This is a genomic window from Psychroflexus planctonicus (assembly GCF_014640195.1).
GTDB classification, from domain to species: domain Bacteria; phylum Bacteroidota; class Bacteroidia; order Flavobacteriales; family Flavobacteriaceae; genus Psychroflexus; species Psychroflexus planctonicus.
In genome coordinates this window covers 215,735-230,896 of record NZ_BMGM01000003.1, presented here as the reverse complement: position 1 = coordinate 230,896, position 15,162 = coordinate 215,735, and the positions used below count along the sequence as shown (strand labels likewise).

The 15,162-nt window shown below is 33.6% G+C and carries 12 protein-coding genes; 8 read left to right on the top strand and 4 right to left on the bottom strand.

Features of this window, described 5'->3' with window-relative positions:
- Position 1: 1 nt before the first annotated feature.
- On the bottom strand, positions 2-520 hold the full coding sequence (locus IEV72_RS04585; protein ID WP_188457918.1) for an RNA polymerase sigma factor: 519 nt from the start codon (positions 518-520) through the stop codon (positions 2-4).
- A 105-nt stretch (positions 521-625) separates the two neighbouring features.
- Between IEV72_RS04585 and IEV72_RS04580 the strand changes: the two genes are divergently transcribed.
- The 3 genes from IEV72_RS04580 to IEV72_RS04570 all read left to right on the top strand — a co-directional run bounded on the left by IEV72_RS04580 (position 626) and on the right by IEV72_RS04570 (position 4,982).
- The gene (locus IEV72_RS04580) at positions 626-1,648 is read left to right on the top strand and encodes a hypothetical protein (RefSeq protein ID WP_188457917.1); all 1,023 of its coding nucleotides are present in this window, start codon (positions 626-628) and stop codon (positions 1,646-1,648) included.
- A gap of 60 nt (positions 1,649-1,708) precedes the next feature.
- Positions 1,709-2,680 carry a PepSY-like domain-containing protein gene (locus IEV72_RS04575; protein ID WP_188457916.1) on the top strand — a complete coding sequence of 324 codons (972 nt, stop codon included), beginning with the start codon at positions 1,709-1,711 and terminating at the stop codon, positions 2,678-2,680.
- 271 nt (positions 2,681-2,951) lie between these two features.
- Entirely contained in the window at positions 2,952-4,982 is a 2,031-nt protein-coding gene (locus IEV72_RS04570; protein ID WP_188457915.1) for a tetratricopeptide repeat-containing sensor histidine kinase, read from the top strand.
- A 75-nt stretch (positions 4,983-5,057) separates the two neighbouring features.
- Here the strand turns inward: IEV72_RS04570 and IEV72_RS04565 are convergent, their stop codons facing one another.
- The 3 genes from IEV72_RS04565 to IEV72_RS04555 form a co-directional block, all read right to left on the bottom strand.
- Positions 5,058-7,367 carry a TonB-dependent receptor domain-containing protein gene (locus IEV72_RS04565; protein WP_188457914.1) on the bottom strand — a complete coding sequence of 770 codons (2,310 nt, stop codon included), beginning with the start codon at positions 7,365-7,367 and terminating at the stop codon, positions 5,058-5,060.
- An 83-nt stretch (positions 7,368-7,450) separates the two neighbouring features.
- On the bottom strand, positions 7,451-7,828 hold the full coding sequence (locus tag IEV72_RS04560; RefSeq protein ID WP_229731800.1) for a hypothetical protein: 378 nt from the start codon (positions 7,826-7,828) through the stop codon (positions 7,451-7,453).
- Between the two features lie 106 nt (positions 7,829-7,934).
- A complete protein-coding gene (locus IEV72_RS04555; RefSeq protein ID WP_188457913.1) occupies positions 7,935-9,251 on the bottom strand; it encodes a metal-dependent hydrolase family protein in 1,317 nt (438 codons plus the stop codon).
- A gap of 246 nt (positions 9,252-9,497) precedes the next feature.
- On the opposite strand from IEV72_RS04555, the gene IEV72_RS04550 reads away from it, so the two are divergent.
- The 5 genes from IEV72_RS04550 to IEV72_RS04530 all read left to right on the top strand — a co-directional run bounded on the left by IEV72_RS04550 (position 9,498) and on the right by IEV72_RS04530 (position 15,108).
- The gene (locus IEV72_RS04550) at positions 9,498-9,971 is read left to right on the top strand and encodes an OsmC family protein (protein WP_188457912.1); all 474 of its coding nucleotides are present in this window, start codon (positions 9,498-9,500) and stop codon (positions 9,969-9,971) included.
- 163 nt (positions 9,972-10,134) lie between these two features.
- Positions 10,135-11,511 carry a cytochrome ubiquinol oxidase subunit I gene (locus IEV72_RS04545; RefSeq protein WP_188457911.1) on the top strand — a complete coding sequence of 459 codons (1,377 nt, stop codon included), beginning with the start codon at positions 10,135-10,137 and terminating at the stop codon, positions 11,509-11,511.
- Between the two features lie 6 nt (positions 11,512-11,517).
- Positions 11,518-12,555 (top strand): cytochrome d ubiquinol oxidase subunit II, encoded by a 1,038-nt coding sequence (cydB, locus tag IEV72_RS04540; RefSeq protein ID WP_188457910.1) that lies wholly within the window; start codon positions 11,518-11,520, stop codon positions 12,553-12,555.
- Positions 12,556-12,703: 148 nt separating this feature from the next.
- Positions 12,704-13,915 carry a DUF4856 domain-containing protein gene (locus IEV72_RS04535; RefSeq protein WP_188457909.1) on the top strand — a complete coding sequence of 404 codons (1,212 nt, stop codon included), beginning with the start codon at positions 12,704-12,706 and terminating at the stop codon, positions 13,913-13,915.
- 74 nt (positions 13,916-13,989) lie between these two features.
- The gene (locus IEV72_RS04530) at positions 13,990-15,108 is read left to right on the top strand and encodes an imelysin family protein (RefSeq protein WP_229731799.1); all 1,119 of its coding nucleotides are present in this window, start codon (positions 13,990-13,992) and stop codon (positions 15,106-15,108) included.
- Positions 15,109-15,162 lie beyond the last annotated feature (54 nt).

Sequence of the window (15,162 nt, the reverse complement as noted above, 5' to 3'; positions counted from 1 at the left end):
ACTAAATGTTTTCAATAACATTACGCAAACTTTTTAGCGCATTGCTCATTCTTTTTTCTACTGCTTTAATGCTAATCTGTTCAATTTCTGCTATTTCTCTATAGCTTTTATCATCTATGCGATGTAGTAAAAAAACACTTCGTTGCTTTGGGCTTAACTTGTTTATAGCGGAAAGCAAACGCGTTTTAAATTCTTCTTCTTCCAATACATACAAAGGAGTTTGCTCATCTTCCGTTCTTCCTTGGTAATCATTTTTGTATTTTAATTTTACCTTTTCATGGTGGTGTTTGTTAATCAGCCAATTATTAGCGACGGTATACAAAAAGGATTTTACCTTTGGTAGAGGAACATCTTTACACTTTTTCCAAAGTTTTATAAACGACTCTTGCACGACATCTTCTGCCCATTCTACATTTCCAAATTTGTAGTAAAAATGTTTGAACAAGACTTGTGCATGCTCCGAATACAAATTTTGATATACCTTTTTTTCACAAACTTGAGATGGTATTTTTTTAATCATTATGCAATTGCTTATTGGTATAACATCTGAAGATTATTTTACCCTACCTTAGGGTAAATTAAATTTAGATTGTTTAATTATTACAAGATTATCTAATTTTACAAAATGAAAAAACATTATTGGTTATTTTTTTGCTTCATTCTACTTCATTTAGCTTCTTGCCAAAGTGATGATTTTTCGGTAAATTTTGATTCGGAAAACAGCATAGAAGCAAATGGAAGTTTAGCAGAATTAATCAGTAGAGCAACGCAAAACCCAACTGCATTGGATGATTTTATAGACCGAAGCAGCAGCACCAAAATTGAATTTCCCTACCAATTAAGCATCAACAGTGGAGAATTTATTGAATTAACTTCTGAAGAAGACTACCAATTGGTGATCAATGAATTGCAAAACTTGGGCGCCAATTACAGCATTCAGTTTCAATTTCCATTGGAAGTATCTTTAGTTAATTATGAAAACCTTGAAGTTTCCACACCAGAAAATTTAGAAAACATCAGTTCTTTGGAAGAAAATTCATCTGAAATAAATTGTATTGAATTTGTTTTTCCACTTCAAATCAATTCGTTTACCCTATCAAATGAAGTTGCAGAAAGTAGAAGTTTTTCAAACAAAGCCCAATTTTATAATTACTTGAAGCAGCTTCAAAACCAAAATGGATTTTTTGAATTTTCCTATCCTATTGAAGTTAATGTAGAAAACAGCATAGTAAGTATTTCTAATCTCACTCAATTAGAAACTACTTTTGCTAATTTAGACGCTTCTTGTTTTAGTCCTATTTTGTTTGAGCCCAGCCCAATCAATATTCAGTTTGAAGAATTTATTTTGAATGAAAGTTTTATCATTACTAGCTTTACGGATGATGGTGAAGATGAAACCCAGGAATTTGAAAATTTTGAATTTACCTTTTTAGAAGGTGGAGTAATTTCCATTTTTAATTTAGAAACTGAAATGAATTTCACAGGTGAATGGGAAATAAACGCAGATGATGGAGATTTGGAATTGAATTTAGACTTTACCGATTCGGTTTTTGGAGAACTTGATGACGATTGGTTAGTTGTTGAATTTGGTAACGATCAATTTATTTTAGAAGATGGTAACGATATTTTTATTTTTGAAAAAAATTAAAACAAAGGTAGGGTAGATTACTTTTAACCTGTTTTACCTATATAATTTAAAACATACACAATGAAAACGATTTCAAAAATCCTATTTTTCAGTTTAAGCTTAGTATTTTTCTCTTGTTCATCAGACGATGATGGGGGTTCATCGCCAAACTTGTCAAACTACGAAGCAGCCAGTCTTACAATTGAAGCTTCTCGGGCAACAAGTCAATCGTCAGGAAGACCAAAGGACATAAATGAAAATTTAGAAATAGCATCATTCATGCTCAATATATCACGAATTGAATTTGAATTTGCTGATGGTTTTGGGCAAGGAATTTCATCTCCTAGTGTTGATGACGAACACCTAAGTTTTGATGAACTTCCCCAAGAAATTCAAGATTATGTAAACGAAAACCATCCAAACGATACCTTTTGTAAAGCAGAATTAGAAGACGACCTAGACGATCCTTACCGTTATGAAGTAGAATTGCAAAGCGGGACAGAATTGTATTTTAGAGAAGATTTTAGTCTCTACGCAACCGATTTTGATGATGACGGATGCGAAGATGATGATGATTATGACGACGATAGCGATGATGATGAAGACTACAAAATTTTTGGTCCTTTTGAAATTGATTTATCTAACGAATCGACCACCATTGTTGAAGTAGAAATACCTGTTGCGGAATATGAAGAAGTAGAGTTTGAAATGGAACGAGGAATTGATGTTAACAGTCCGTTATACCAAAAATCAATGTTAATGACTGGGACTTTAAACGGAATGCCATTTGAATTTTATCACACCTTCAGTGAAGATTTTGAAGTTGACTATGAAGATGCTGGACAAAATTTAGTAATTACAGAAAACAACAATAACCAAGTTACTTTTCAATTCGATTTAGTGAGTGTTATCAATTCTGTTGATATGAATAATGCTTCAGATGGAAACGGAAATGGAATTATTGAAATTAGTCCTGAAGATACCGATGGGAACAATGCCTTAGCCAATCAAATTAAAAATGCGGTTAAGCAGTACGTAGATTTAATAGACTAATAATTTTTAGTTCAATTTAAAAATCCGCTTCATGCAAATGAAGCGGATTTTTGTTTGTATTAAACATCAGTAAATTGGTCGTAAATAGTGTTCTTATTCTTCAAATTATGTAATAATTCAATATTCTTGTAAACTTTTTTCAAATTTTAATTGTTACTTTTATAATTTACCGATGTAAATTTTATTGAAGTATTTTTCAAAAACTTTTTCCATGTTTTCAAAATTCTTTTTCATTTTTTATCTTTCAATTTTAGACGCTAAGCATTCCTTTTTGAGTAAAAAGAAAAGTCTATTTATAAAATCATTGTTTATTATCCTTTGTGCTTTTCAATCTGGTGGTCTTTTGGCTCAGGAAGGTGATAAGTTAGATGGCATCCGGAAATCATTAAGTCAACAAACCAACGATTCACTTCGGGTTTTAGATGAAATTAAATACACTAGAGCGCTCCACCGAAATAAACATGATCAAGCAGAAGAATATGAACATGCGCAAAACGCCATCGATTTGGCGCTTCAACTAAAAGATACATTGTTGTACGCGCGTGCTTTAGATAACTCAGGTTTATTGCATCGTTTTCATGAACAATATAATGAAGCTATCGATTTGCATGCAAAAGCATTTCAATTGGTAAGAGAAAAAGATGTGCAACCTATACATAAAATGATTTTTGCAAACAATGCAGGAGTTGCAGCACGATATAATCAAAATTATGATACCGCTCTTTCCTTTTACTTAGAAGCTTTGAAGATTGCCGAAGAAGAAGAAAATTTGCGAAACATCGCGATTTCCAGCAATGGAATTGGAAATACATTGGCTCAAATTGAAGATAGAGAAGATGAAGCATTAGCATACTTTCAACGTGCTTTGGAAGCCGAAAAAAAGCGCGATAATACTTTGGGAATGGCGATGAATTATCTTTCTATCAGCGATTTTTATATCAATAAAGAAGACTACATCACAGCAAGAAGTTATTTAGATAGACTAATTGAAATCAACGAAGAAAGGGATGATTTATATGGCTTGGCAATTACTCAAGAATTTTTAGGAATAAGTTACTTGAATGAAGGTACAGATTTAAATAAAGCAGTTTTTTACTTTGAAGAATCTTTAGCCAAATTTAAAAAAATTGGAAGCAAGCACAAGCAATCCGAATTGCTTAATATGATTGCTGATGCATATAAAAAACAGAAAAAAGGCAATTTAGCTGAGACATACTATAAACAGTCGCTTAATTTGGCAGAAGAATTGAATCAATTTGGACTCATTAGCTCTAATAGTTTAGCGCTTTCAAAAATTTATGAAAACAAAAACTATTATAATGAAGCTTTATCTTATTTAAAAATTGCAAAATCCTATGAATATAGTATTCAATTAAATGAACAAAAAATTAAAATTGAAGCCATAAAAAGTGAATACGATTTAGATAAAAAAGAAAACCAAATCGCTTTATTAGAAATAGATAAAGAATTACAAAATGCCTTATTAGATAAGCAAGAAGAAAAAATTAAACGAAGAGAAATTGTAACTATTTCACTTGGTATTGGCCTTGTATTGATTCTTGTGGTTTTTATTTTACAATATCGAAATTTCCAAACTAGAAAACGAATAAATGCTAAATTAGCTGAAGAAGAAAAAGACAAATTGAATGCCATTTATGAGCGAAATTTAGCTCAAGCTGAAATCTTAGTTTCTCGCCTAAGGCTTAATCCACATTTTTTGTTCAATAGCCTAAACGCGATTACTTATCTTATACAGAGTGAACAAAACTATAAAGCTATAAAATACCTAAAGATTTTTAGTAAGTATACAAGAATGGTATTAGAGACTTCAAAAGAGCAAGTAATTTCGTTAAAAGATGAATTACAACTTACCAGAAACTATTTAATGTTAGAAGGCAATCGTTTTGAAAAAGATTTTACTTTTAAAATAATAGGTGAAGATTCAACAGGAGTAGAAAAGGTTTTCATTCCGCCACTTTTGTTGCAACCATTCTTAGAAAATGCCATTTGGCATGGCTTGTTGTTAAGTGAAAATCAAGAAAAATTTCTAAATATTGAAGTCGATTTTCAACCAAAGCAAACAAAAATTTACATTGATGATAATGGGGTTGGAAGACAAGAGAGCATGAAAATTAAACGTAGCAAATCGCATAAAAGTATGGGAATGCAAATCATAAAAGAACGTATTGAGTTGTATAATAAAACGCATGCAAATACCTTAAGTTTTGAAGTTATTGATAAAAAAGACCAAAACAATTTACCTTTAGGGACTCAAATTGTAATAAGCATTTCAAAAAGCTAAATGCCACTATGCTAAAAAAAATAACATCCTAAAAAATTATTTTTTTAGGATGTTATTCATTATCAGCACTATTTACTAAAAATCATATTTTAAAAATACAGTAAAGTTTCGTCCTGGGTCAGTTAAACGTTCCATTCCACTTAAACCAGCTTCAGCTTGATTACGGAATGCAAAGTTTAAATGATCAAAATACTGCGTATCAAATAAATTCAATACAGCAGCTCCTAAATTAAGGTTCGGTAAAACTTCATAACCCAACCTAATATCCATTAATTCGTATCCAGGAGTTGCTTGGTTTTCTCCAAACGAAGTTGCTAATTTATCTTGTTCGCTAATTACGCGTAAATCGATTGCACTCCAGAACTTATTTTTGTTAAACTGTAAATTGAATTTGGTTCGTAGAGGAGGAGTGAGTGGTAAAGATTCGCTTAAATCTTCATTTCTAGCATAAACATAGGCTGTTTCTACATTGAATTGAAAATTTTCAAAAAATTGAATTCCCAAGTTAGCTTCAAATCCAGTTTTGTAAGCATTGTCTAAATTTCTGAATACTTTTGGGTTTGCAGGTTCTTGATTAGGCATAAATTTTCGATCTTTTGTAGGATCGATTATGGCAACAATATAATTTTCAAAATAAGAGAAATACACAGAAGCACCCCAATTGATAGTGTTCAGGTTAGTATTAAATTGTTTTTTACCTTGATAAGCTACTTCAAATTGGTTGTTTACTTCGGCATCTAAATTTGGATTTCCTATATATTCAAATGGGTCTTGTCCTACTTGAAAATGATTAATAGCTCGCTCAATCATATTCGCTGAACGCACGCCACGACCAAATGCAAATTCTAATTGATTGTTGGCATTTAGCAGTTTTTTTAAAGATAATGTAGCACTAAAGTTATGCTCAGTTCGGCTATCTAAATTTGGATAGTAGGCTAGAAAATCTGCTTCAGGGTCTTGAATTTCAGAATGTACTAAATCGTAACGTAGTCCAGCATTTAATAAAGTAGAAGCATTTATTTTGTAACGTGATTCTGCAAAAACACCATAATCGTTTAAGTAAGCATCTTGCCATATTTTATCGGTAAAAGCCATTGGTGGGTTGAGTGGCATGCCCATCATGTTTTGTTTTACCAAACGATTCCTAACTCCATCTCTACTAATTAATAATGCATCAGTTCCCGTAAAAAGCGTCCAAAAATCGGCTAATTTCCATTCTAACTCAACTCGACCACCTGCTGTGGTAGCTTCAACAGGCGAAGATGCTTCCGATATAGCAAAGTTGCTTCTTCTAGTATTGCTCATTAAGTGGTCTACATAAGAATAGTAAACTTTGGCTTGAATTTTCTGAAGTGTTTTTCCATGTCTTTTTTTAGAATAATCTAATGATAACATAGACGAATCATCATAATCTGAATCCATTGGCAAAGAAGCATGTAAAACATCTCTACCAAAAGATTGTCTCCAATGAAGCTGCAGTCGTTCTACATTAGAAAAATTATATCCCATTCTGAAGCTGTAATCGATGCTTCTAAACGAAGAAGGAATTTCTCTTCCCGCTCCATCTTCATAATTACCAAAATCTCGGTAACCGTACATGCCAACTACATCAAATTTCTCTTCAGCATATTGTAATCTAAGCATGTTTACAGAAGAGTTTCCATTGGTTTCATAACCAGTAGATGCGCTTCCTGAAAATCCGTAATTTCCGATTTCTGGTTTTTTAGAAACCATGTTTATTAAACCTCCAAAAGTTGCTCCGTAACGCATGGTGTAGGGGCCACGAACTACTTCAATTTTTGAAATATCTTCAGGAATTACATGTGTGGTTATAGGGTCCATACGGTTGGGGCATGCGTGCATTACTTTAGTTCCGCCATCGTATTGAATATTGAGTTGCTCGTACTGTGCAGCACGAAATGATGGGTCTATAGCGTAATTTCCACGTTTAATTAGCCCAAAACCATTAATGTCTCTAAATAAATCACCCACATTTTTAGGTTGTGTAACTTGTTCGGTTAAATCTGGTGTAGTGATACTCATTACAGGATCTTGAAACACTTTTCCAGTAATTAAAACTTCTGCCAATTCATTTTGATCTTTTTCTAATCGAATTAGCTTTGAACTTTCATTTTTTAAAAGCTGAATAAACTTGGTTCTATAGCCTAAGTAGGTAATTGAAATATCCTGCTTGACATGTTTTGAAAAGTCAACTACAAAAAAGCCATTTTTGTCGGAAAAACTACTTTTGTCTTCGTTTAAAAAAGTAATATAAGCTTCTGCGATAGGTTGACCTGTAGATTGGTCAATTATTTGATATTGAATTTCTTGGGCGTTTAGCTGAAATGCTGCTAACACCATAAATATAAAATGATATATTTTCATTGTGTATGCAATTTAGTTGATCGAACGAATTCGAATAATTTTTAAAATGATTCTGCCTAAACATTAGTTTGGCATAACGGAAATTAAATCAACTTTGCATTGGGTGGCTTCACCAAATCAGAAGTAAATAAGTATTGGTAAAGGTTGTAATAGGGTAGTAATTGTGTTTTATAATAATCTACTTCAAATAGATGGGTATTATTTTCTGAAAAGAAAAAGATTAGGTTACCTTCAACATAACTTGGTATTTCTGGTGTTTCTGTATTTTTCTTTTCAATTAAATCACTCAAAAAGCATTTTCCATCGCATTGCAGTTCTGGTTTGTCTTTGTTCTCACAAAAATTTTCAATAAAATTTTCAGTAAATGCAATGTAATAGCCAAAAAAGAAAGATTGCTTAAACGTAGCTAGAAACACGATTAGTGTAAAGATACAAGTAGTATATATTTTGGCATTTTTCACAATGCAAAAATAGATGTAAGAGTTTTTTTCTTTTGTAATTTAAGTTACAAATAGTGTTTATTTTTGCTAAAGTTGATATTTGTCAACTTTAGCAAAATGCTCAGTTTTACAACTTATTCTTATAAATCTGACCGTTTTTCATGATTAGTAACAAATTCGATTTTGTATCTGTAAACAACTCTAAGTTTTCAATAGGATTTCCATCTATGATAAGAAGGTCTGCAAAAGCACCTTCTTCAATAATTCCCACTTTAGCTTTATAAGGACTTCGTTTACCAGATAAAGCAAGTAAGTCGGCGTTATCTGCCGTAGCCATTTTCAAAATTTCATAATTGTCGAACCACCGTTTCATTTTGAGCAACTGTGCATTGGGCTTTGATGCCTTGTTTTTATTGAATAACACATCCGAACCGTAAGCAATTTTCATTTTGTATTTTTTCGCCATTGCAAATGCATTGTCAGTACCAGCGTACATTTCTAATTGTTTTGCACGGCTTTCTGGGGATAAATTACCGGTATTCCCTTCATCTATAAAAGGCTGCAGACTCCAAAAAACATTTTTTTTGACCATCATTTTTACGGTGGCTTCGTCTACAAGTTGACCATGGTCTATGCATTTTACACCTGCTTGAATAGCTTGTTGAATTGCTCTGGGAGTGTAAGCATGAACAGTAACATAGGTTCCCCAATTTTCGGCTGCTTCTACTGCGGCTTTAATTTCATTTTCAGTGTATTGCGTTACATCCAACGGGTCGTATACTGATGATACTCCGCCACCTGCCATCAACTTTACTTGGCTTGCTCCTTGCATGAGTTGTTCTCTTGTTCTTAAACGAACTGCATCTGGGCTATCCGCAATGGCAGCGGCATTTATCCGCTCTGCATAAGACAAACCCCGATTTGGGTCTGATGGTATTTCATTAGGTAAGCGAAAATCACCGTGTCCACCCGTTTGTGAAATAAAAGCACCCGATGGCCATATTCTTGGACCAATTGAAACTCCTTGATCAATCGCTTTTTTCAAACCAAAAACAGGACCGCCTAAGTCGCGAATACTTGTGTAGCCATTCATTAGCAAATTTTCTGCATTTTTCCCAGCTACTAAATTTACATAACCAATATCAGAAGTGAGTAACACAACTTGTGGTAAACTAGCAAACATGGCATGGTAATGCGCATCGATAAGTCCTGGCATAAGAAACTTGCCCTTTCCGTCTATAATTGTGATGTTTTCGTAATTGTCTGTTTCTACCTTTTCTTTTGAAATGCGATGGATAAGCTGGTCTACTATTAATACATTGGCCTTGATGGTTTTTTGGTCTTTGCCATTAAAAATTTCAACATCATTGATTAAAATGTTTGTTTGTGAAAATGAAAAATTCACAAAAATGAAGAAAGAAAAAACTACAGAAAGATGTCTCATGCTTTTCAGTTTTGATTTGTTAAAACAAAGATGATTAATTTTTCTTATTGAAAATAGCTTGCAACCTATTTTTTCTTAAAGCATTTGAAAATGAAGAAGATGAAAGATGAACTACTTAGTTGAATGTCTATTGAACCCAAAAAACGTATTAGCTTTTCTTCCAAAAACATGAGTAACATCATAGTTTACAATGTCCTTTGAACATACTTTTGCAGCTTCATTTTAGTAGAAAATAAATTTATACCGATGGAAAATAACCACGAATATAACGTAGAAGTAGAATGGATCAATACGCGCAAAGGAAAAATGTATTCACCAGAATTACATAATTTTGAAGCTGATTTACCCAATGAAATTGAAGTCGCTACTCCAACTCAATTTCCAGATGGAATACCACATACTTGGTCTCCAGAACATTTGTTTACATCGGCGGTGAGCAGTTGCTTAATGACAACTTTTTTGGCCATAGCCGAATATTCTAAACTGGATTTTGAAAGCTTTAAATGCAAATCGAAAGGCATTTTAGACAAAGTAGAAGGCAAGTTTGCCATGCGTGAGATTCAATTGTATCCAGAAGTAGTCATCAAGGATGAAGCTCACTATGACAAAACCCTTAAAGTTTTAGAAAAGGCAAAAAAAGCCTGTTTAATTTCCAATTCAGTTAAATCTGAAGTAAACATGTTTCCACAAATAATAGTGCTTCAACAAGAAGCGGTTTAAGTTAGACATCTCTTAAACCCTTAAATCCCTAATAAAGTTTCTAGCTTCATTAGGGATTTTGTTTTTATTGTTATTTAACATTAAACAAACGTAAAATTTTAAATTATGTAACACAGGTTACTTCTGATGTCTGCATTCAATATTATTTTTACAAATAAAAATCATGGATGTAGAAATTCTCTCTCGTATCCAGTTTGCTTTCACCGTTGCTTTTCATTACATCTATCCTCCATTAAGTATTGGTATAGGTTTAATTATGGTGGTTTTTGAAAGCATGTACTTGCGAACCAAGAAAAAAGAATACGAAGTTTTAGCCAAATTCTGGACTAAAATATTTGCCATTACTTTTGGAATAGGAGTAGTTACAGGAATTGTAATGGAGTTTGAATTCGGTACCAATTGGGCGACGTATTCGCGTTATGTTGGCGATATTTTTGGAAGTGCATTGGCAGCCGAAGGCATTTTTGCTTTTGCTTTAGAAAGCAGTGCACTGGGCGTCTTGCTATTTGGTTGGAATCGAGTAAAACCTTGGGTGCATTTGGTCGCTACTTGGGCGGTTTTTTTGGGATCTATGTTTTCAGCCGTTTGGATTGTAGTAGCCAATTCTTGGCAACAAACTCCGGCAGGATATCACATTGTAGGTGAAGGTATGCAAGCTAGAGCTGAGATTGTTGATTTTTGGGCTATGGTTTTTAATCCGTCTTCTGTAGATAGATTAACGCATGTTTGGTTAGGTGCATTTTTAGCAGGAACTTTTTTAATATTAAGTGTGCATGCCTACTATATATTGAAAGGGCGCTATGTGGTTTTATCGAAAAAAGCCTTTAAAATCACCTTGGTTGTGGCAGCAATTTCTTCTCTTGCACAATTGTTTACAGGACACAGCTCTGCTGAAGGGGTTTCTGAAAATCAACCCGCTAAACTAGCAGCAATGGAAGGTCATTTTGAAAAGTCAGCTCCAGCCGATTTATATTTACTTGGTTGGGTAGATAAAGAAAAGCAAGAAGTCACCGGATTGAAAGTTCCCGGTGGTCTATCGTTTATGCTTGACCAAGATTTTGAAACGCCCGTTACTGGTCTCAATGCTTTTCCTGAAGAAGATCGTCCTTCACAAGTAAATGCGGTTTTTCAATTTTATCATCTTATGGTGGCTATCGGTATGTTTTTAATCGCTTTGAGTTTATTTGCTTTATGGCAATGGAAACGCGGTAAGTTATTCGAAAAAAAATGGTTGCTTTGGACGTTTGTTTTCACAGCTATATTACCACAATTGGCCAATCAGTTTGGGTGGTTTGCTGCCGAAATGGGAAGACAGCCTTGGGTAGTGTATGGTTTGCTTAGAACGTCTGATGCTTTATCAAAAAGTGTTCAAGCCAACCAAGTTTTATTCTCACTGATTTTATTTTTTGTGGTATACCTTATTTTGTTCTTACTCTTTGTGTATCTAATGAATAAGAAAATAAAAAGCGGTCCCGATAGCGATATCGACTTCGATGAAGGAAGTTTAAATAAAGAAATAGCGGAAGTAATTTCAAAATAAAATAATATGGAAACCTTATTAGGTATTGATTATCCAACATGGTGGTTTTTAGTGGTTGGAGCTCTTTTCTCAGGATATGCCATTTTAGATGGGTTTGATTTTGGAGCAGGAGCATGGCACATGTTTTTTAGACAAAATAAAAGTAGAGAAACTGCACTTAAGGCAATTGACCCCACTTGGCATGGTAACGAAGTTTGGTTAGTAATTGGTGGTGGAACATTGTTCGCAGGTTTCCCCGTATTTTATGGTACTTTGTTTTCAGCGATGTACACACCATTTATTTTGTTTTTGCTTTTTATCATTTTTCGAGGAATTTCCATAAAATTCAGAAATATGGAAGAAATGCTTTGGTGGAGAAGAATGTGGGACTGGAGTTATTCAATCTCTAGTATTATGCTTGCTTTTTTATTAGGTGTAGTATTGGGCAATATTCTCAATGGAATGCCATTAGATGAAAACTACGAATATGTTGGACGTGGTTTTTTTGAATTTCTTAATCCTTTTTCTATTTTGGTTGGTCTTACAAGTTTAGCTTTGTTTATGATGCATGGTGCAATTTACCTATTACTCAAAACGGAAGGTAAACTATTTAACCGTATACAAGGATTCCTAAACAAGGGAATGGCTTTTTTTATTATTGCTTACCTAATTACTACGGTGTATGGTTTTCTGTATTTAGACCATTTGTTAGTGGTCTTTGAAGAAAATAAAATTTTATTTGTTGTTCCATTACTGGTTTTTTTAAGCATTGCGAATGTGCCTAGGTTAGCTAGCAAAAAACAATATGGCTGGGCATTTATTTTTACTAGTATTACCATCTCATTATTACTGGTAGTAGTCGCTTTTGAATTGTACCCAAGACTATTGCTTTCTAATCCTAGTATTGAAAATAGCATCACCATTTATAATGCAGCTGCATCGATTAAAACCTTAAAAATCATGATGGGTTTTGTGGCTATTGGTGGTCCTTTGGTGTTACTTTACAGCTACTTTGTGTACAAAACTTTCTGGGGTAAAGTAAAACTAGACCAAGATAGCTATTGATTTATAATGACTTAGTTTAAGCATTTTGTTTTAACTCCAAAATTATTTAAATTTAGTTTAAATAAGCTTTGCGGGCTTTATTTTGAATTATATATTTGCATTGTATTTATAACAAGTCTAAATAAAAACAATCAAATTAATTTTTTAAATGAAAAAATCAAATTTATACTTTAGTTTATTTCTAAGTTTTTCCGCAATTCTTTTTACATCGTGTAGTAGTGACGATGATTTGAATGGGGTTACAAATCCTGATGTAGAAATGCCATCAACCTATGCATTTGAGCGCAATGGAAATTCTTCGGTAAGTTACTCTGGCCAAACCGAACGCTTATTAATGGGAGCTGAGTTGGAGAGTGGTCTTATGAATACGGAAAAGACAGCATCAGAATTACTAGCCATGTATGCACATGAAGAAGGAAACAATGATTTTTCGGATCCTATGTTGAATGCTTCATCAAAAAATTTAAGAAGCAAAACTGCTGCTTCACGTGATTACTTTTCTGCAAACACAACAGCTGCAAACGAAATTAGAAGTCAAATAGAAGAATGGATTTCTAAGCAAGCCACAGAAGTTTTTCCAAATTGGGAAAGCTTTGCAGAAGCTGGTCAGGCAGGTCAAATACAAGAAGCTGGTGGAGGTTCAGTGCGGTATGTAAACGCGAAAGGTTTGGAGTATGACCAAGCGGTTATTAAATCCTTAATTGGTGGAGTAATGGCAGACCAAATGCTCAACAATTATTTAAGTACAGCTGTTTTAGATGAGGCCGATAATGTTGAAAATAATGACAATAACATCACCGAAGAAGGCAAGAGCTACACAACCATGGAACACAAATGGGACGAAGCATTTGGTTATTTGTACGGTACAGACAATGCCACCAATCCAGAACTTGGACAAGATTCTTTTTTAAACAAATATTTGGCTCGTGCCGAAAACGATGATGATTTTGCTGGTATTGCAAATGAAATTTACGATGCCTTCAAATTAGGTCGTGCAGCCATTGTTGCTAAAGAATATGACTTGAGAGATGAACAAGCTGAAATCATTAAGGAAAAAATTTCAGAAGTAATCGCTATTCGTGCGGTGTATTATCTTCAACAAGCTAAAAGTGGATTGGTTAATAATAAAGCCGCTGCATTTCACGATTTATCTGAAGGAGTTGGATTTATTTACAGCCTTCAATTTACGAGACAGCCAAATTCAAGCAATCCTTACTTCACAAAAACAGAAGTGGAAACTATGTTAAATACGCTTATGGAAGGCAACGGTTTTTGGGATGTTTCTGAACAAACTTTAGACGATTTAGCTAATCAAATTGCAGACCGTTTCGACTTTAGTCTTGCTCAAGCAGCAAACTAATTTAGAATTAGTTTAAGATTAAATCAAATAAGCAAACAACAGCTTACATTTATATTTGCAAAAATTTATAATTTATGATGAAGAGAACCTTTTTAGCCCTGTTTGCACTCGTTTTGCTATGGGCTTGTAGTTCAGATGATGAAGGGACGAATAACAACCCGAATGATGGTTTTAATCGTTCTGCAATGCTTACCAATTGGGCAGACAATATTATCATTCCCGTTTATGAAGATTTAAATACCAAGCTTGATGAATTGGTGTCTCAAAAAGATAATTTTATCGCGGAACCCAATGCAGTTAATCTTGATAACTTAAGAACTGCGTGGCAAGAAGCGTATTTGGTTTGGCAACATGCGGAAATGTTTAATATAGGCATGGCAGAAAACATGAATTATTTGTTTCAAATGAATGTGTATCCTACCAATGTAAGTGACATTCAGAACAATATTCAAAATCAAAATTATGATTTGGCAAGTGTTAATAACAACGATGCAGTTGGTTTTCCAGCCTTAGATTACATGTTGCACGGCGTAGGTGATACCGATAATGAAATCATAGAATTTTACACAGCTTCTGCTCAAGCTGAAAACAATAAAGCTTATTTGTCGGATTTGTCTGACCAGATGAAAAGCTTAACTCAAAACATCTTAGATGATTGGAAAAACGGCTACAGAGATTCTTTTGTAAGCAGTACCAATAACTCAGCAACAGGTTCAATCAATTTATTGGTGAATGATTTTATCTACTATTACGAAAAAGGATTTAGAGCAAATAAGTTTGGTATTCCGGCTGGAAATTTTTCTACAAACCCTTTACCAGACCGTGTTGAAGCTTATTACAAAGACGACTTTTCTAAGGCTTTGGCTTTAGAAGGTATGACGGCTATTCAAAACTTCTTTAACGGAATAGCTTACCAAAGTGGAAATGATGGCCAAAGCTTAGATGATTATCTCGATTACTTAGAAACAACTGATGATGGTGAAAAATTGAGTTTTTCAATCAATAACCAATATACTGAAGCATACGCAAAAATTGAAACACTTGATAACAGTTTTGCGCAACAAGTGCAAACCAATAATGTAGCTATGACGGAAACTTTCGATGTCATTCAGTTGGCTGTGGTTTTAATGAAAGTGGACATGTTACAAGCTTTAGACATCAGTGTAGATTTTGTTGATGCTGATGGCGACTAGTTTTCAATATTGTTGGTAAATAAATAATTAATTAAATACAAGGGATTTTCAAGC

Excerpts from the sequence above, each read along its gene's own strand:
- IEV72_RS04565 (WP_188457914.1), bottom strand. The coding sequence starts at position 7,367 with ATGAAAATATATCATTTTATATTTATGGTGTTAGCAGCATTTCAGCTA.
- IEV72_RS04535 (WP_188457909.1), top strand. The coding sequence starts at position 12,704 with ATGAAAAAATCAAATTTATACTTTAGTTTATTTCTAAGTTTTTCCGCA.
- IEV72_RS04555 (WP_188457913.1), bottom strand. The coding sequence starts at position 9,251 with ATGAGACATCTTTCTGTAGTTTTTTCTTTCTTCATTTTTGTGAATTTT.
- IEV72_RS04580 (WP_188457917.1), top strand. The coding sequence starts at position 626 with ATGAAAAAACATTATTGGTTATTTTTTTGCTTCATTCTACTTCATTTA.
- IEV72_RS04550 (WP_188457912.1), top strand. The coding sequence starts at position 9,498 with ATGGAAAATAACCACGAATATAACGTAGAAGTAGAATGGATCAATACG.
- IEV72_RS04585 (WP_188457918.1), bottom strand. The coding sequence starts at position 520 with ATGATTAAAAAAATACCATCTCAAGTTTGTGAAAAAAAGGTATATCAA.
- IEV72_RS04575 (WP_188457916.1), top strand. The coding sequence starts at position 1,709 with ATGAAAACGATTTCAAAAATCCTATTTTTCAGTTTAAGCTTAGTATTT.
- IEV72_RS04545 (WP_188457911.1), top strand. The coding sequence starts at position 10,135 with ATGGATGTAGAAATTCTCTCTCGTATCCAGTTTGCTTTCACCGTTGCT.
- cydB (WP_188457910.1), top strand. The coding sequence starts at position 11,518 with ATGGAAACCTTATTAGGTATTGATTATCCAACATGGTGGTTTTTAGTG.
- IEV72_RS04530 (WP_229731799.1), top strand. The coding sequence starts at position 13,990 with ATGATGAAGAGAACCTTTTTAGCCCTGTTTGCACTCGTTTTGCTATGG.